The following is an 18043-nucleotide window of genomic DNA, read 5'->3' on the forward strand; positions in this document are numbered from 1 at the left end:
CTACTCCTTTGATTGAAAGCGTAAGGGTTTTTCACTAATCGATTGAGTGCATGTTTTGGCATCCATTTTTTTTCCACCTGGTTTTTGCATTTCTAAAACCTCTAGCACTCCATCGCCACACTGAATATATACACCATCATCACTAAAGCCAAACATCTCACCTTCACAAAATTTTCCGTTAGACAGATTGATTTTTGCAACCCTTGAGTTCCAAAATTTAATTGCCAACTCTTCCGCATGACTAAGCGCTCCGGGAAATGGATTAAAAGCGCGAATTCGTTGATCAATTGCTTTGGCACTTAAGGTCCAATCGATCTCCGCCTCACTCTTCAGAATTTTTTCTGCATAAGTAACGCCTTCTTTAGGCTGTGGTACTCGAACTAATGCTTCGCTTTGCTGCAATATGTTCAATACCCTCACAATCGCATCGGCACCAAGCCAAGCTAAGCGATCATGCAAACTAGCACTAGTTTCACCCCGAGCCATCTCCAGCTCTGAGACCATAACAGCATCGCCAGTATCTAGGCCTACATCCATTTGCATAATACAAACTCCCGTCTTCTGATCACCAGCCTCTAATGCACGCTGAATCGGTGCTGCACCACGCCATCGCGGCAAAAGAGAGGCATGAATATTCAAGCTGCCGTGCCGTCCAGCCCGCTCACTAATATCTAAAATTACTTGGGGCAGAATCAAACCGTAAGCGACAACCACCATAGCATCAAAATCGATCGAGGAGAGATGATCATAGGCAGCCTGTGCCTGAGCCTGTTTCTGCGGGTCAAGACTATTAAGCCTTAATGTTTCTGGCTGTAAGACTGGAATGTTCTTTTGCAAAGCAAATTCTTTTACGGGACTTGCTTGAAGGTGCATGCCTCTGCCTGCCCGACGATCTGGTTGAGTGAGAGCAAGGACAATTTCATGTCCTGCATTATCAATAGCACGCATCGCTTGCGCGGCAAACTCAGGAGTTCCAGCAAAGACAATTTTCATTGGGGCGCTTAGCGTTGACCTGCTAATTCTTTAGCGCGCTTCTTCATTTTTTGTGAGATACGAGTTCGCTTGAGTATCGATAAATACTCAACAAATACTTTTCCTTGCAAATGATCCAGCTCATGTTGTAAACATACCGCTAACAAACCATCTGCATCTATCTCAAATTCTTTGCCGTCGACATCTAACGCCTTGACGCGAATCTCGGCAGGCCTCTCAACTTCATCATAAAACCCTGGCACAGACAAACAGCCTTCGCGCCAAGATTTGGTTTCAGAGCTTGCCCGGATAATTTCTGGATTGATAAAAACCATTAATTCATTTTGATCGTCTGATACATCAATTACTACGATGCACTCATGAATGTCCACCTGCGTTGCTGCCAATCCAATGCCTGGCGCGTCATACATCGTCTCGGCCATATCAGCGACAATTGTTTTAATACGTGCATCTACCTGCTCCACAGGTTTAGCAACCTTGTGCAATCGAGGATCTGGATAGCAGAGGGCATTTAATAAGGTCATATAAGAATTATCCAACAGAGCTATCAGTATGTCCTGATTGTTCCAATTCCCCAACGGTACAAAATTGTTTTATGAACTCTTCTGCCACATCAAGCTCCATAATTCAAATCAATCGTAAAAGCGCTCACTATCCTACCCGGCTCCTTCCTGGACTTATACGATCCCCCAGAAGCGCTCTTATCTATATGGCGACATTCGTCTGCTTAAAATGCCGATGATTTCGATTGTTGGCTTACGTGAGGCAAGCCCTCAAGGCTTAAAAAATTGCCGCCTTTTTAGCCAAGCGCTTTCTAGGGCAGGGGCCCTGATTGTCTCGGGCATAGCAAAATGGGGTGACAGCGCAGTCCACCAAGCGGTGATTGACCTTGGAGCCGGGCATTTCACGGCCGCCGTATTAGGAACTGGCGTTGATGTGGTGTATCCCCTGCAGAACCTAAGCCTTTCGCATGCTATTCGTCATCAGGGGCTTCTAATATCGGAGCTGCCTTTAGGTATTGCCCCCAAAAAATGACACTTTCCCAAAAGAAATCAAATCATCGAGGTACTATCGCTTGGCGTCGTAATGATCGAAGCGACAGAAAAATCCGGATCATTCATAACGGCGAAGCTAGCAGTAGAGATGGGTAGAGAGGTTTTGCTTTGCCTGGGTCCATTCAACACCCCAATTCCGTCGGCTGTCACTAACTTATCCAACACGGCGCAAAACTGGCCTTTAGACCGGAAAACGTCCTTGAGGATCTACATATTTAGCTAAAAACCCCATTTGAAAGGCCTTAAAAAGGCTTTTTGCCTATATTGAAGACGTTGTGGCTTGTTTAAAACGGGGACAAATAGGAGTTTTTGGACTTTTACTAATTTATCGGTTAATAATAAAAAAGGGGTGCGGGATTGCATGGATCTCATTTTGGTTTAAATTGACCCTCCGTTTTACCCAAAAAACATCATTCTTAGCTCAAATTTAGGCATAACGCGTGGCAACTAAGGCAACTACCAAAAAAAGCACTTCGAAGACTACCGCCGGGGAGCACCTAAAGACGCTCATCATTGCAGAGAAGCCATCTGTTGCAAATGACATTGCCAAGGCTTTGGGCGGCTTTACCAAATACGAAGCTTATTTTGAGAGTGATGAATTTCTAATTGCATCTGCGGTTGGTCATTTACTAGAAATTGCTGCCCCCGAGGAATTTGATGTCAAACGCGGTAAATGGTCTTTTGCCAATTTGCCAGTTGTACCCCCTTGCTTTGATTTACGCCCAATTGCGAAAACAGAATCGCGCCTCAAGGTGTTACAAACACTCATTAAACGCACAGATGTAACCGCGCTCATTAATGCCTGTGACGCTGGACGAGAAGGTGAGTTGATTTTCCGCTTGATAGCGCAACATGCAAAGGCATCACAATCAATTAAGCGCTTATGGCTACAGTCTATGACGCCTGCTGCCATTCGAGAGGGCTTTGCAAACTTGCGCACCGATGAAGATATGAAGCCCCTTGCGGATGCAGCTCGTTGCCGCTCTGAAGCAGACTGGCTCGTTGGCATTAACGGTACCCGCGCAATGACCGCCTTTAATAGCAAAAGTGGTGGTTTTTTCTTAACAACTGTAGGGCGTGTACAAACCCCTACACTCTCTATCGTTGTAGAGCGCGAAGAACTCATTCGTAAGTTTGGTTCTAAAGACTACTGGGAGGTAAAGGCGGAGTTTATGGCTGCTTCTGGGGTTTATGAGGGCCGTTGGTTTGATCCGAAATTCAAAAAGGATGTAACGGAGCCCGATGCTCGCGAGAACCGCCTTTGGAGCGAAGCTGCGGCCCAAAGCATTGTGACCGCATGTCGGGGTAAAAAAGCGAGCGTTACTGAGGAAGCTAAGCCAGCCAGACAACTTGCACCACAGTTATTTGATTTAACCAGCCTGCAGCGAGAAGCAAATGCACGGTTTGGCTTCTCTGCAAAAAATACTTTGGGTCTTGCGCAAGCTTTATACGAACGCCACAAAGCTTTAACCTACCCACGTACAGACGCAAAAGCGCTACCTGAAGATTACCTCGATACCGTTAAGCAAACAATGGAAAATCTTGCCGACCATTCGCAAGATTACCGAGCATTTGCCAAACAAATTCTGCAAGGGGATCCCAAGGACCCCAAAGCAAGGGCAGGCTATGGCTGGATTAAACCAAATAAAAGCATTTTTGATAACTCTAAAATTTCTGATCACTTTGCGATTATTCCCACCTTGGAAAGGCCTAAGAATTTAAGTGAGCCTGAGGCTAAGCTCTACGATTTAGTAGTGCGTCGATTCTTGGCGGTTTTTTATCCAGCTGCGGAGTTCCGCGTCACCACTTGCATCACTGAAGCATCGGGACATCACTTTAAAACTGAGGGCCGCGTTCTTGTAAGCCCTGGATGGTTAACGGTTTACGGTAAATCAAATCAGGCTGATAATGAGTTTGCTCCAGTCCAAAAAGATGAGACGGTTCAAACTGAATCGATTGCGGCAGTACCCTTGAAAACAAAACCACCTGCTCGCTACACAGAGGCAACATTGCTCTCCGCAATGGAAAGTGCTGGTAAATGGGTTGATGATGAGATGCGAGAGGTTATGGCAGAGAAGGGTCTTGGAACCCCGGCGACTCGAGCGGCCATTATCGAAGGCTTACTTGCTGAAAAGTACATTGTGCGCGAAGCACGTGAACTCATTCCAACCGCAAAAGCGTTTCAATTAATGACCTTATTGCGCGGCCTAGATGTAGAAGAATTAACCCGCCCTGATTTAACGGGTAGCTGGGAAAACAAATTATCACTCATCGAGCAAGGCAAGATGAATCGTGACACTTTCATGCAAGAGATTGCGCAAATGACCCAGCGTATTGTGAAGCGGGCGAAGGAATATGACAGCGATACGATTCCTGGCGATTACGCTGCTATGGTCACGCCTTGCCCACACTGCAAAGGCCCCGTCAAAGAAAACTATCGTCGTTTTGCTTGCGAAACGTGCGGTTTTACTATCAGCAAAACACCTGGTGGACGCGCGTTTGAATATCCAGAAGTCGAAGAATTATTGCGCGAGAAAACAATCGGGCCACTACAAGGGTTCCGAAGCAAAATCGGGCGCCCGTTTGCTGCCATTATTAAATTAAGTGAAATTCCCGAGGTTGATGCAGACTATCCAAACGCAGGTTTTAAGCTTGAATTTGACTTTGGCAACACGCAAGAGGATGCAACAGAGCCGGTTGACTTGACTGGTCGTCAAGCTCTAGGAGCATGTCCTAAATGTTCAGGCGCAGTCTACGAAGACGGCATGCGCTATGTTTGTGAAAACAATACCGGTCCAAGCAAGTCATGCGATTTCAAAACTAGCAAAGTGGTGCTGCAGCAAGAGGTTTCGCCAGCACAAGTACAAAAGTTACTCAAAGAGGGCAAAACCGATCTGCTGGCCAACTTTAAATCAAACCGTACTGGGCGAGGCTTTAAAGCTTATTTAGCCCTGGATTCAGTTGGCAAAATTAGCTTTGAATTTGCGGCCAAAGCGCCCAAGGCTGAAGGTGCAGCACCAGCGAAAAAACGCGCTGGCGCGAGCACAGAAACTAAGTCAGCCGTAAAACCAAAGCGTGCAAGTAAAGCAAAGTCATCCTCTAGTAGCTGAGCTGTAATCAGCTTGGCCGCCCGAGCAGACCATAAAATCCCTCTCGAGCCTAAAGCTGTCGATAAAAATATCCCAGGACGTTGAGTTAGCGAACCAATAATTGGTAAGCGATCTCCCGCAACGCACGCCGACAAACTCGCCAACGCCTATAAGTGAGCGCGGATTTCCATCTGGATAATCTACCAAGCGCATAGCTTGCTCACGATTACAAGCATCGCTTGTATGCCATGGCTCAAGATTATCCTCGCCCTCATCAAAAGTCGAGCCAACTATCCAGCGATAACTGCTGTCCTCAAGTTGCTCGACGGGTAAACAATAGCCATCACCCGATATCCCAACAGGGGGTGATTTTTTAATCCATGGGTCGCCATCTTTTACCGAAAAAATGCTTAACTGACCACGCACTGGTTTTATTGGCAAGCGAATATCAACGCTGTTCATGAGAGATTTTGTATCTTGAGCACAAGCCCACAACGGCTTTTCTGGCCGTCATGATGAGAGTATCCATGCTGCCGAATAAATGCCACTCATTTTGATGCCTCTCAAGTCAAATAACTTGTGTATTCCAACAAAAGGTGAGGCGCTCATGATCTTGCAGCAAGTGTTTACTTGCTTTAAATACATTCAAACAAGCGCCCCGCGGTAACCAAGCACCGCTTTGTTCAATGCCACAAGATAGATGTGCTTCTTCGGCATTCATCGCTACCGCCATATCCCCATCAAGACCTAAATCATGAAGATACTCTGTAATTTGTAAAAGATCAAAAATTTTCTCTTTTTTGGCCGGCTGAAATATGCCGTGCTGTTGCCAAACGTTTTTCCAACGCGCCTCTGCCAGCAAGAACGCAATACGAGTTAGTCGCAATAAACGGAGAGAGCCCATGCCCGATGTGGAGATGGGCAATTGCATACGCTTGACTTGAACAAGCAGTACCTGCAGATTGAGCGGCATCAACAATACAGGCTGATTTACCGCGCTCGAACAACTCATTAGCTATGAATGCTCCACAACTGCCAGCCCCAATCACCACCATTTCATGGTATTAGGATTTGGTCATTCAATCGATCTAAATAAAACGCTAGACACTATTCAATAGTTATCTAGCTTAAGCGTTTAAGCGTTGTTCAATTTTGGCGCGAGTTTCTTTCAACTCTTTTGGTAAACGATCACCAAGATGCTCAAACAGTTCTGTATGAAGCTTCAGCTCATTCTTCCAGTCATCAACGGCAACGTGGATTGCTTTAGCAAATTTCTCAGCTGAATAGTCAAGGCCATTCCAATACATATCGGTATGCTCAGGGCAAATACCAAATGGTGTTTCTTTACCACTGGCTTTACCTTCAGCGCGATCCAAGATCCAAGAAAGAACGCGCATGTTTTCTCCAAAACCAGGCCAAACAAACTTGCCATTCTCATCCTTGCGGAACCAGTTCACACAATAAATCTTTGGTAACACCGCGCCTTCGGCTTCGAGCTGCTTGCCAATATTGAGCCAATGCTGGAAGTAATCGCTCATGTTGTAACCAGCAAACGCAATCATCGCAAATGGATCACGACGGACAACACCGATTTGTCCCGTAATTGCAGCGGTTGTTTCTGATCCCAAAGTTGCAGCCATGTAAACGCCTTCAACCCAATCACGCGCCTCGCTAACTAAAGGCACTGTATTTGAACGGCGACCGCCAAACAAGAATGCATCAATTGGAACCCCTTCAGGGTCATCCCACTTAGGATCAACCGCAGGATTATTTGTTGCTGCTACTGTAAAGCGTGAGTTTGGATGGGCAGCCTTACGACCAGCCTCTCCATCAGCAGGCGTCCAATCCTTGCCTTGCCAGTCGATCAAATGCGCTGGGGGTGTTTCTGTCAAGCCTTCCCACCAAACATCACCATCATCAGTCAAGCCAACGTTTGTGAAAATCACATCTTGATTCAAGGAATCAATACAGTTTTGGTTGGTTTGACGATTGGTTCCAGGAGCTACGCCAAAGTAACCAGATTCTGGGTTGATCGCAAACAAGCGGGTTTTACCAGTGACAGGATCTTTGCGTGGCTTGATCCATGCAATATCGTCACCAATCGTCGTAACTTTCCAGCCATCAAAGCCTTTTGGTGGAATCATCATGGAGAAATTCGTTTTTCCGCATGCAGATGGGAATGCAGCTGCGATGTGATATTTCTTGCCTTCAGGCGAGGTCACACCCAGGATCAACATGTGTTCAGCAAGCCAACCTTGACCGCGACCCATGTTGGATGCAATACGCAATGCAAAGCACTTTTTACCCAACAATGCATTACCACCGTAACCTGAACCGAAAGACCAAATCTCACGTGTTTCTGGATAGTGAACGATATATTTGGTTTTGTTGTTCGGCCACGCAACATCTTTTTCGCCGGCAGCCAATGGTTTACCAACGGTATGGATACAAGGCACAAATTCGCCATTAGCACCAAGCTGATCAATAACAGCCTTACCCATGCGTGTCATGAGACACATATTGATGGCAACATAAGGACTGTCTGACAACTCAACACCGATATGGGCGATTGGTGAGCCGATTGGGCCCATCGAGAATGGCGCTACATACATTGTTCTACCGCGCATACAGCTATCAAATAAAGGATTCAGGGTTGCGCGCATTTCGCTTGGCTCAACCCAGTTATTTGTTGGACCAGCATCTTCTTTTTTGGACGAGCAAATAAATGTGCGGTCTTCGACCCGTGCCACATCTTCGGGATCAGACAGCGCTAAAAATGAGTTTTTACGCTTAGCGGGGTTGAGGCGCTTAAAAACACCAGCCTCAACCAATAGCTCACAAAGCTCGTCATACTCAGCCTGTGAACCATCACACCAACGAATGGCATCAGGTTTTGTGAGGGCGGCTACCGCCCCGACCCACTCAATTAAACGCTTGTTTTTTACGTAATCTGGCGCGTTGACATTAATCTGAGCGCTAGTAGTTGAAGTCATATGTTTCCCTATGAAGATTGAATTGTTTTAATCCGGTAATTTTAACATTTTGGGTGAATTTTTACGCCCACCACAGAGCAAACCCTTTACTTGCCAATGCAAAATTGGCTAAAGATTTTTCCCAACAGGTCATCTGGAAGGAGTTTTCCGGTGATTTCGCCAAGGTGCTTTTGCGCTAAATATAGCTCTTCTGAGAACAATTCTAGTGAATTGTTGCCATTTTCTGCAAATTGTTCTGATTTTTCAATGTGCTCAGCGGCGCGCTCTATTGCGTCTAAATGTCTTCTCCGAGCCAAAATCACCCCCTCTTGAGGTCCAGCCCAACCCACAATTTCCAAGATTTTTTGCTTTAACTGCGGTATTCCAAGTCCCATTTTAGCAGAAATGAGCAAAACTTCATTGTTTGGCAATGTTGATGGGCTCAGTAACAAATCCGCCTTATTAATTACTTCAAGTACAGCACATTTTGGGGGGAGTTTCGCCAAGATCTCGGTCTTTAATTCGTCCTGATTGGAGTCAGACTCCGCATCGGTCAAAAATAAGACCAGATCAGCGAGGCATATGGCATCCCAGGATCTCTCGATACCTTTTGCCTCAACAATATCAACTGTTTCGCGCAAACCGGCGGTATCGATAATGTGCATAGGTACGCCATCAATAGTGATGCTTTCCTTTACTCGGTCACGCGTAGTCCCTGCAATGGGCGTAACAATAGCCACATCTTCTCCGACTAAACGGTTTAATAAAGAGCTTTTCCCAACATTGGGCGCACCCGCCAAAACCAGCTGAATGCCGTCACGTAAAATTTTTCCCTGTTTAGCTCCAGCACGCAAGGCATTTAGTTTTTCTTTTACAGCCAAGAGGCGCTGTCGTGCCTGAACATTTTCCAGGAATTCAATTTCTTCCTCTGGAAAGTCTAGAGTTGACTCAACCAAAATTCTGAGCTGTGTGATTTCTTCTATAAGGCCATTAATGTCGTCAGAAAACGTGCCCTGTAAGGATCGGGCTGCGCCACGGACAGCGGCCTCACTCTGGGCATCGATGAGATCTGCAATTGCTTCGGCCTGGGCTAAATCAATCTTATTATTTAAGTAAGCGCGCAGGGTAAATTCGCCCGGGTCGGCGATAACCAAGCCCTCGCCCTTACCAAGCTCCAAACAACGCTTCATTACTAATTCAAGTAGTTGTGGGCCGCCATGACACTGAAGCTCTAAAACATCCTCACCAGTAAATGATGCTGGGCCAACAAAGTAGATTGCAATCATCTGATCAATGACTTGACCCAGCCCATCAAACAGCGTTAACAGGGTTGCCTGTCTTGGGGGAAGTTTCTTTTGAAATAAGGAGTCAATAATACGGTGCAGACTCTGTCCACTGATCCGAATTACTCCCACGCCAGCCTTACCAGCCGCAGTTGCGACAGCAATGATGGGTAATTTTCTTGTCATCATTACTGTCTACTAATTACAAGTTTTTATGCGGCACGCAAATTACTTAGCGGGCTTTTTTCCACACATTTGGTTAATTTTCCATTGCTGTGCAATCGATAGCAAATTATTAACAACCCAATACAACACCAAGCCTGCTGGAAAGAAGAAGAACATGACCGAGAAAATAATCGGCATATACATCATTACCTTTGCTTGAATTGGGTCCGGCGGTGTTGGGTTCAATTTTGTTTGTATAAACATCGATGCAGCCATCATGATGGGCAAAATGTAATTTGGGTCAGGAACCGAAAGATCGTGAATCCATAAAATCCATGGTGCGCCGCGCATTTCAACTGACGACAGCAGAACCCAATAAAGAGCAATAAAGACTGGGATTTGAATCAAGACGGGTAGGCATCCACCCAATGGATTAATCTTTTCTTTGCGATACATCTCCATCATGGCTTGATTCAGTTTTTGTGGTTCGCCCTTGTATTGCTCTTTCATAGCAGCCAAACGTGGCTGAACTTCCTTCATGCGTGCCATCGACTTATAACTAGCGGCCGACAGAGGGAAAAACACCAGCTTAATTAAGATGGTCAATAAAATGATCGACCAACCCCAATTGCCAACATATGAGTGAATGTTATCGAGCAGCCAAAAAATCGGTTTGGCCAAAATAGTTAAATAACCATAGTCTTTAAGTAACTCGAAACCGGGGGCGATCGTCTCTAAAAGGCGCTCTTCTTGCGGCCCAACAAATAATTTCGCCTTTTCTACAACAGTGGTACCCGAAGCTACAACTCCAAGTGGAATTTGCATGCCAATTCGATAAAGATTGTTGTCAATTTTGCCGACATAAATATCGCGGGCAACTTTGTCGCCAGGAATCCATGCACTTGCAAAATAGTGCTGAACCATTGCGATCCAAGCAGAATCGCCAGCACCCATCTGGGTAGGAATGGTTATTTTATTTTTATCAATTGCTGTGAACTCAAGCTTGTTGAACTTCTCTTTGTCTGTATAAGCCGCGGGGCCAGTGAAAGTGCTCGCAGAGAAAGCTCCATCAAATGGGCCAATTTTTTGCTCTTGCGAAGCATCTCGCACGATCTCCGTGTATAGAACCAATGGATTTGGGTTGTTGGTTGTTTGGGTAACCCGATGCCCAACATCAACTACATAGCTGCCAGGATTTAACACAAATGTTTTTTCAAGCTTAACGCCACTACGCTCACTTGCAAAAACAGCAAACGGCCTACCAGACCCATCTTTGCCAGATTGAATCAATTTGAAATTGCTGGTGTGGTTCGGCAAATCATTGTTATTGAATGAAATCAGTCCGGAGCGGGCAAAGTATTTATGAGTTGGTGTGTACTGAAATAACTCAACCGGCTTATTTTCCGCAGTGAGGGATTTCAATAATTTTGCATCCACAATATTTGCTCCGCTTGCACTAATTTCTAGCACGAGAACATCGTTTTGAAGCATAGTTTTTTCTGCGCCCTCAATAGCGCCACCGCCAACGACCGGAGCTGCGGCAAGAGCTGGGGTGCCAGAAATTTGTGTTGGGACGTCAAGTTTATTATTAGGGGTTGCTTTATCTACAACCGCAGGGGGCGTTGTCTGCGTGCCTCCAAAAAGAGAAGGTCTACCTTCATGAACCTGCCAATTGTTGTAGAGCATCAGACCCGACATCGAGAAGACCACCCAAAGAATTGTTTTTTTGAAGTCCATTTACATTCGCTTAAGTTATTGAAGTGTTTGTTTTACCGCAGAATCATAACCACCCTGTGACCATGGGTTACAACGCAAAATTCGCCACATAATCAGGCTACAGCTTTTGAAAAATCCATAATGATTGAAACAGTCGCATGCATATTGAGAGCAGCTAGGAACGTATTTACAGTGCATTCCCAAAAATGGGCTCAAAGTAAGTTGATACACTCTGACCAACCTAATGGCCACCCTATTCAGGGGGTGCACCTAAATTAGCTCCAAAAATTGAGAGCGCAAAATTTCTTTTTCTTTTTTTCTAAGTCTGCCCTTTGTCTCTCGACCAATTGGCTTTTTCAACTTAACCACAACATCTTTTTTTAATGTATCAGCTTGCGCAGCCCAAACCAACTCACGAATCATTCTCTTGAGACGGTTTCTATCAACAGCTCTTGTGGCCAACTTCTTTGCTATCGCAACGCCCAAATCGGGCTTTGCTTTGCCTTGAGTTGATGCAGCATATACGCCCCAGCACAAACTTGACTGCGGACGCATCTTAAGTAATTCAGAAATCCTTGCACTATTCAATGGCTAAATTCAACAGCCAAACGCTTGCGTCCCTTTGCGCGACGGGCATTTAAAACTGCGCGTCCGCTTTTGGTTTTCATACGAATGCGAAAACCATGTGTACTCTTGCGACGGGTTACTGAGGGTTGGTAAGTTCTTTTCATGTTCGATCCCTGGAAAACCAACTATTTTCCTTGTTGCGAAGCAAAAGGTCAATCATTCTTAACGAATATAGAGGTATTTTTCTCTATTTTTACTTCAATTCCTCTTAAATCATTAATTTAGTTAGAAATTTTTTCATTATTCACAAGTTATCCACAGCTTTTCCACTGTTTTTTAGCTTGTGGATAACTTTTGAGGATAGCTACAATGGATCCTCTAAAAATATGAGTAACTTAAACAATCCTCCCGCCTTGAATTCAATTAGCCCACTGGGGTTTTGGGATGATGCTATAGGCATTTTATCCCGCGAACTGTCACCCCAACAGTTTAAGACATGGATTCAGCCCCTTACTTTACTGTCTTTTGTTGAGAGTGATGACTCACTAACCATAGGGGCTCCCAATCGATTTAAGCTTGATTGGATCAAAAAAACTTTTGCTGACCGCTTCCAAGAGCTAGCCTCCCAATATTTTGGTCGCCAAATGAATGTAGGCTTTACCTTAGCGATCGAGGCGATACCAGCAGTCACCACATTAACATCAACCAATGATGATCGGGACGAAAAGATCGGCGAATTGGGATATCCTGATTCTGTAATGTCCGTAGAAGAGAATGCTTTTGAGATTGAAGATCACTCTAAGCTAAACCCAAATCTTACTTTTGAAACATTTGTTACAGGCAAAGCAAATCAGCTGGCTAGAGCAGCATCAATTCAGATCGCACACAATCCTGGCACCTCTTACAACCCAATGTTTTTATATGGTGGGGTGGGATTGGGCAAAACGCACTTAATTCACGCCATTGGAAATCACCTCTTAAAAAAAAAGCCAAACGCACGAATTCGCTACATTCATGCTGAACAGTATGTTTCCGATGTGGTGCGGGCTTATCAACAAAAGGCGTTTGATCGCTTTAAGCGCTATTACCACTCACTAGATCTACTGTTAATTGACGATATCCAATTTTTTAGTGGTAAGTCTAGGACCCAAGAAGAGTTCTTTTATGCATTTGAAGCTTTGCTCAGCAATAAGTCACAAGTAATCATTACAAGTGACACTTACCCCAAAGAGATAGCCGGTATAGATGATCGACTCATTTCACGCTTTGACTCTGGCTTAACCGTTGCAATCGAGCCCCCAGAGCTGGAAATGCGTGTCGTTATCTTAATGAAAAAGGCAATTAGTGAAGGCATCCCCATGAGCGAGGATGTTGCTTTTTTTGTTGCCAAACACCTTCGTTCGAATGTTCGTGAGTTAGAGGGCGCTTTACGTAAAATTCTTGTCTTCGTTCGATTTCATGGGCGCGAGGTCACTATTGAGGTAGCAAGAACGGCCTTAAAAGACCTACTTTCTATTCAAAATCGACAAATTTCTGTCGAGAATATCCAAAAAGCCGTTGCTGATTTTTATAGTATTAAGGTTGTCGACATGTATTCAAAAAAACGGCCAACAAACATTGCCAGGCCGCGTCAAATTGCCATGTTTATGGCTAAAGAATTGACCCAAAAGAGCCTCCCAGAGATTGGTGAATTGTTTGGAGGAAGAGATCACACCACTGTTTTACATGCTGTGCGCAAGATTTCCGATGAGCGAGCGCATGATAGTCAACTCAATCATGAGATCCATGTAATTGAGCAGACGTTGAAATCATAATATTTACCTGTTGATAAGTTTGTGGATAAGCACGGGGATAAGTTTGGGAATTACATGTGGATAAATTGTGGAAAGACTGAGAGTCATGCAAAAATAGGGTATTGGTCATAAGTTGTCCCCTTTTTATGCAACCTCTATACAGAGGTTTTCCACAGGTTTTTTAGTTTTTAATGCATTGTTTTAAAAGGGATTTTGGACTTATCCACGGATTTTAAGGCCCTTATTACTATTACTACTAAGATATATACAAGGATTTAAAAGCCATGCAACTCGTTAACACTTCTCGCGATAACTTACTCAAGCCCCTTCAGGTCGTTAATGGAATTGTTGAACGTAGGCACACACTACCAATTTTGGCAAATCTTTTATTTAAGAAGGTTGGTGAGAAAGTATTTTTAATTTCCACTGATATCGAAACTCAAATGACAACCACCGCTAGTTTTGGTGTTGGTTCTGAAGATGTAACCACTACTGTTGCAGCAAGAAAGCTTTTAGAGATCTTACGTGCATTACCTGAGGGCCCGGTGTCTTTAAATTTAAAAGATAATCGTATGGTGGTGCAAAGCGGCAAGAGCCGATTTTCTTTGCAAACATTATCTGCAACTGAATTTCCTATGATGCAACGTGTGGGTGAGGTTACCGCTGCTTGGAAGATGTCCCAGAAAAGTTTTCGGCAACTGATTAGTCAAGTCCATTTTTCAATGGCTCAACAAGACATTCGCTCTTACTTAAATGGCATGTTATTGGTAATTGAGGATAAAGATGTTGTTGCGGTAGCCACTGATGGTCATCGTCTTGCTTATTCCCAAGTTGGGTTGGCTGAGGCGCCATCTGGATCTGGTCAAAAACAAGAAATTATTATTCCTCGCAAGACTATTTTGGAGTGTCAACACCTATTAGAGGAATCTGACGAGTCGCTCGAAATTAGTCTTACGGCAAATCAAGTAAAGTTTTCATTTGGCGATATTGAATTAATCTCAAAATTAGTGGAAGGCAAATTTCCAGGCTTCCAAAGAGTGATTCCAAAAGGGCAGAAAAACACCTTAGTCGTAGGCAGGGATGCATTGCAGTCAGCTCTGCAACGCGCTGCGATTTTGACAACAGATAAATTCAAAGGAGTTCGATTTTCCTTATCTCCCAATCGAATTACTATTCAATCTACCAATGCAGAACAAGAAGAGGCACAAGAAGAGATTGAAACTGAATACGCTGGAGATGCTGTAGAAATTGGGTTCAACGTAAGCTATCTTCTCGATGTTCTATCAAATCTCAAGAACGAAAAAATTCAAATCAGTTTAGGTGATGCAAATAGTAGTGTTGTAATTACTCTGCCTGGCACAGAGAGTTTTAAGTATGTTGTGATGCCAATGCGTATTTAATTTAGAAAAAAATGACTGAAGAAAAAAAAGTAGTAGAGCAGTACGGTGCTGCATCGATTCAAATCCTAGAAGGCTTAGAGGCTGTTCGTAAACGTCCAGGCATGTATATCGGGGACACCTCCGATGGCACTGGCCTACATCACCTTGTTTTTGAAGTTTTAGATAACTCTATTGACGAGGCTTTAGCGGGATATTGTTCTGAAATTACGGTCGTTATTCAAACAGACAACTCCATTTCTATTGTTGACAATGGACGCGGTGTTCCTACAGGCATTAAGTACGACGATAAGCATGAGCCAAAACGAAGTGCTGCAGAAATTGTGATGACCGAGCTTCATGCTGGAGGTAAATTTGACCAAAATAGCTATAAGGTTTCTGGCGGCTTACATGGTGTTGGTGTTAGTTGTGTAAATGCCTTATCCACATGGTTGAAGCTGACCATTCGTCGCGATGGAAAAGCGCACTATATGGAGTTTGAGCGGGGTGTTATTAAAAATCGCAATGTAGTGGATGAGAATGGTGTCCTTGTCTCTCCAATCACGGTTACTGGTAATACCGCACTTTCAGGTACGGAAGTCCACTTTTTGGCGGATGAAGAGATTTTTGGGAGCGCAGAGTTTCATTATGAAATTCTAGTTAAAAGAATTCGTGAACTTTCATTTCTAAATAATGGTGTTCACATTAAGCTTATTGATCAGCGTACGGGGCAAGAGGAAGACTTTGCTTTTTCTGGCGGAGTTAAGGGTTTTGTTGAATACATCAATCAAACAAAAAACGTTTTACACCCTAATATTTTTTACGCAGAAGGTATGCGTCCTTCTGATTTAGGTGGTCAGATTACTGTTGAAGTATCCATGCAATGGAATGATAGTTTTAGCGAGCAAGTACTTTGCTTTACCAATAATATTCCTCAAAGGGATGGTGGTACACATTTAACAGGCTTACGTGCCGCGATGACTCGTGTCATTAATAAATATATTGATGAAAATGAAGTTGCAAAAAAAGCAAAAGTAGAAATCTCTGGTGACGATATGCGCGAAGGTCTTGCATGCGTTTTATCTGTCAAAGTTCCAGAGCCAAAATTTTCTAGTCAAACAAAAGACAAGTTAGTTTCTAGTGAAGTTCGTGGTCCAGTTGAAGAAATGGTTGCAGAAGCTCTAAGCGCTTATTTGCAAGAGCGTCCAGCGGATGCAAAAATTCTCTGCGGCAAAATTGTAGATGCAGCCCGTGCACGAGAAGCTGCTCGTAAAGCGCGCGATATGACTCGTCGTAAAGGCGCCCTGGATGGCTTGGGTTTGCCTGGTAAGTTGGCTGACTGCCAAGAAAAAGACCCCTCAAAATCTGAATTATTCATTGTTGAGGGCGACTCAGCGGGAGGATCTGCCAAACAAGGGCGTGATCGCCGCTTTCAGGCCATTCTTCCACTAAAAGGAAAAATTCTAAACGTCGAAAAAGCACGGTTTGACAAGATGTTGGCTAGCCAAGAAGTGGTAACCTTAATTACCGTTCTAGGAACAGGCATTGGCATTGAAGAGTACAAAGCCGATAAGCTGCGTTATCACCGCATCATCATCATGACCGATGCCGATGTTGACGGGAGTCATATCCGCACTCTTTTACTCACCTTCTTTTATAGGCAGATGCCAGAGTTAATTGAGCGTGGCCATATTTATATTGCTCAACCACCTTTATATAAGGTTAAGTTTGGCAAGAGCGAGCAATACATTAAAGATGATGCAGAATTAAACCAGCTTTTATTGAAGATTGCGCTTGAAACAGCCTCTCTACAAACCCCAGACGGTGAAGTGATTGAAGGCACAGCATTCAATGAGCTGGCAAGACACTATCAAGTCATTCAATCGATCGTTGATCGATTATCACGCACCATTGATGAGGATGCGTTGCGAGCAATTGCATCCGGAACACCGCTAAATCTGGATACCGAAAAATTAGCCAACGAGTCGGCCGATCTTTTGCGAAAGGCCCTGGCTGATTCCTTAAACCCACTAGCAATAGCACCAGAAATTATTGTCCAAAAAAAAGAGCGCACCGAGCGCTTCCGTCTTCTGCTTTCGCGAAGGATTCACGGAAACTTAAAGCTTTCAACCATTAACTCAGACTTTGTGCACGGCGATGACTATCGGAGCCTTGCTAATGCGGCAGCAGTTTTATCGGGTAAGGTTGTTCCAGGCTCCAAAGTTCGCAGGGGCGATCCTGATAAAAATCAAAAAGAAAAAACCATTGGCGACTTTAGGGCCGCTTTTGCTTGGCTGTTATCCGAGGCTGAGCGTGTATTAAGTCGTCAACGATACAAAGGTCTTGGTGAAATGAATCCATCTCAATTGTGGGAGACCACCATGGATGCAAATTCAAGAACGCTTTTACAGGTAAAGATTGAAGATGCGATTGCTGCAGACCAGGTCTTTGCAACACTGATGGGTGATGAGGTTGAGCCGCGTCGCGCATTTATTGAGAAGAATGCGTTAATTGCACGTAACCTAGACGTTTAAATATGGCATCCAAAAAACTTAAACCACCGAAAGTGGATCGGTCTTCCATTGTTGTTAAGTCATCCCCCATTCATGGCAAAGGGGTTTTTGTTGCAAAGCCAATAAAAAAAGGCCAGGCAATTATTGAGTACAAGGGTGAGCGCATTAGTTGGAGGTTGGCTGAAAAACGCCACCCCCACGATCCCAATGACCCAAACCATACCTTCTATTTTTCACTAGAAGATGGCCGAGTGATTGATGCAAAGTACGGCGGCAATGCTGCCCGTTGGATCAATCACTCCTGCAAGCCAAGCTGTGAAACGCGCGAAGACAGTTTTGATGGTGAACCAAAAGTGTTTATTTATGCCAATCGTGCGCTTAAGGTTGGCGAAGAGCTTTTGTGCGACTACTCGCTGGATGTTGAGGGAAAAATTACAAAACAGATGAAAAGGGATTACGAGTGTCGTTGTGGTGCAAAAAAATGCCGCGGCACGATGCTTGCCATCAAAGATTAGCAGCAA

Annotated in this window: 16 protein-coding genes and 1 pseudogene; 6 read left to right on the forward strand and 11 right to left on the reverse strand. The window is 44.4% G+C overall.

Features of this window, described 5'->3' with window-relative positions; translation table 11 throughout:
* Entirely contained in the window at positions 1-993 is a 993-nt protein-coding gene (fmt, locus tag DXE31_RS03635) for a methionyl-tRNA formyltransferase (RefSeq protein WP_114697840.1), read from the reverse strand.
* Between the two features lie 8 nt (positions 994-1001).
* Positions 1002-1517 carry a peptide deformylase gene (gene def, locus DXE31_RS03640; RefSeq protein WP_197712135.1) on the reverse strand — a complete coding sequence of 172 codons (516 nt, stop codon included), beginning with the start codon at positions 1515-1517 and terminating at the stop codon, positions 1002-1004.
* A 214-nt stretch (positions 1518-1731) separates the two neighbouring features.
* Between def and DXE31_RS11100 the strand changes: the two are divergent.
* Both DXE31_RS11100 and DXE31_RS03650 read left to right on the forward strand, forming a co-directional pair.
* Positions 1732-2271, forward strand: a pseudogene (locus tag DXE31_RS11100) (DNA-processing protein DprA).
* A gap of 217 nt (positions 2272-2488) precedes the next feature.
* Positions 2489-5158 (forward strand): DNA topoisomerase III, encoded by a 2670-nt coding sequence (locus DXE31_RS03650; protein ID WP_114697842.1) that lies wholly within the window; start codon positions 2489-2491, stop codon positions 5156-5158.
* On the opposite strand, the gene DXE31_RS03655 is transcribed toward DXE31_RS03650, so the two are convergent.
* From DXE31_RS03655 to rpmH, 9 genes are all read right to left on the reverse strand, one after another.
* A complete protein-coding gene (locus DXE31_RS03655) occupies positions 5141-5599 on the reverse strand; it encodes an MnmC family protein (protein WP_114697843.1) in 459 nt (152 codons plus the stop codon). The two genes, DXE31_RS03650 and DXE31_RS03655, sit on opposite strands and share 18 nt — an antisense overlap.
* A 106-nt stretch (positions 5600-5705) precedes the next feature.
* On the reverse strand, positions 5706-5870 hold the full coding sequence (locus DXE31_RS12795; RefSeq protein WP_415077804.1) for a hypothetical protein: 165 nt from the start codon (positions 5868-5870) through the stop codon (positions 5706-5708).
* 49 nt (positions 5871-5919) lie between these two features.
* Entirely contained in the window at positions 5920-6192 is a 273-nt protein-coding gene (locus DXE31_RS12800; protein ID WP_415077805.1) for an FAD-dependent oxidoreductase, read from the reverse strand.
* 72 nt (positions 6193-6264) lie between these two features.
* On the reverse strand, positions 6265-8130 hold the full coding sequence (locus DXE31_RS03665) for a phosphoenolpyruvate carboxykinase (GTP) (protein ID WP_114697845.1): 1866 nt from the start codon (positions 8128-8130) through the stop codon (positions 6265-6267).
* A gap of 86 nt (positions 8131-8216) precedes the next feature.
* Positions 8217-9578 carry a tRNA uridine-5-carboxymethylaminomethyl(34) synthesis GTPase MnmE gene (mnmE, locus tag DXE31_RS03670; RefSeq protein ID WP_114698641.1) on the reverse strand — a complete coding sequence of 454 codons (1362 nt, stop codon included), beginning with the start codon at positions 9576-9578 and terminating at the stop codon, positions 8217-8219.
* 42 nt (positions 9579-9620) lie between these two features.
* Positions 9621-11294, reverse strand: a complete 1674-nt coding sequence (gene yidC, locus DXE31_RS03675; protein ID WP_114697846.1) for a membrane protein insertase YidC — start codon at positions 11292-11294, stop codon at positions 9621-9623.
* Positions 11295-11309: 15 nt separating this feature from the next.
* Entirely contained in the window at positions 11310-11543 is a 234-nt protein-coding gene (gene yidD, locus DXE31_RS03680) for a membrane protein insertion efficiency factor YidD (protein WP_197712137.1), read from the reverse strand.
* Positions 11544-11861 (reverse strand): ribonuclease P protein component, encoded by a 318-nt coding sequence (locus DXE31_RS03685; protein WP_231969331.1) that lies wholly within the window; start codon positions 11859-11861, stop codon positions 11544-11546. It lies immediately after the preceding gene.
* On the reverse strand, positions 11858-12004 hold the full coding sequence (rpmH, locus tag DXE31_RS03690; RefSeq protein ID WP_114697847.1) for a 50S ribosomal protein L34: 147 nt from the start codon (positions 12002-12004) through the stop codon (positions 11858-11860). The genes DXE31_RS03685 and rpmH overlap by 4 nt, the downstream gene beginning before the upstream one ends.
* A gap of 222 nt (positions 12005-12226) precedes the next feature.
* Here rpmH and dnaA point away from each other — a divergent pair, with 222 nt between their 5' ends.
* From dnaA to DXE31_RS03710, 4 genes are all read left to right on the forward strand, one after another.
* Positions 12227-13654, forward strand: a complete 1428-nt coding sequence (dnaA, locus tag DXE31_RS03695) for a chromosomal replication initiator protein DnaA (RefSeq protein ID WP_231969333.1) — start codon at positions 12227-12229, stop codon at positions 13652-13654.
* A 263-nt stretch (positions 13655-13917) separates the two neighbouring features.
* Positions 13918-15033 (forward strand): DNA polymerase III subunit beta, encoded by a 1116-nt coding sequence (dnaN, locus tag DXE31_RS03700; RefSeq protein WP_114697848.1) that lies wholly within the window; start codon positions 13918-13920, stop codon positions 15031-15033.
* A gap of 11 nt (positions 15034-15044) precedes the next feature.
* Complete coding sequence (gene gyrB / locus DXE31_RS03705) at positions 15045-17543, forward strand: DNA topoisomerase (ATP-hydrolyzing) subunit B (RefSeq protein WP_114697849.1); 2499 nt, start codon at positions 15045-15047, stop codon at positions 17541-17543.
* 2 nt (positions 17544-17545) lie between these two features.
* Positions 17546-18037, forward strand: a complete 492-nt coding sequence (locus tag DXE31_RS03710; RefSeq protein WP_114697850.1) for an SET domain-containing protein — start codon at positions 17546-17548, stop codon at positions 18035-18037.
* Positions 18038-18043 lie beyond the last annotated feature (6 nt).

This window comes from Polynucleobacter necessarius (assembly GCF_900095185.1).
Lineage (GTDB): Bacteria > Pseudomonadota > Gammaproteobacteria > Burkholderiales > Burkholderiaceae > Polynucleobacter.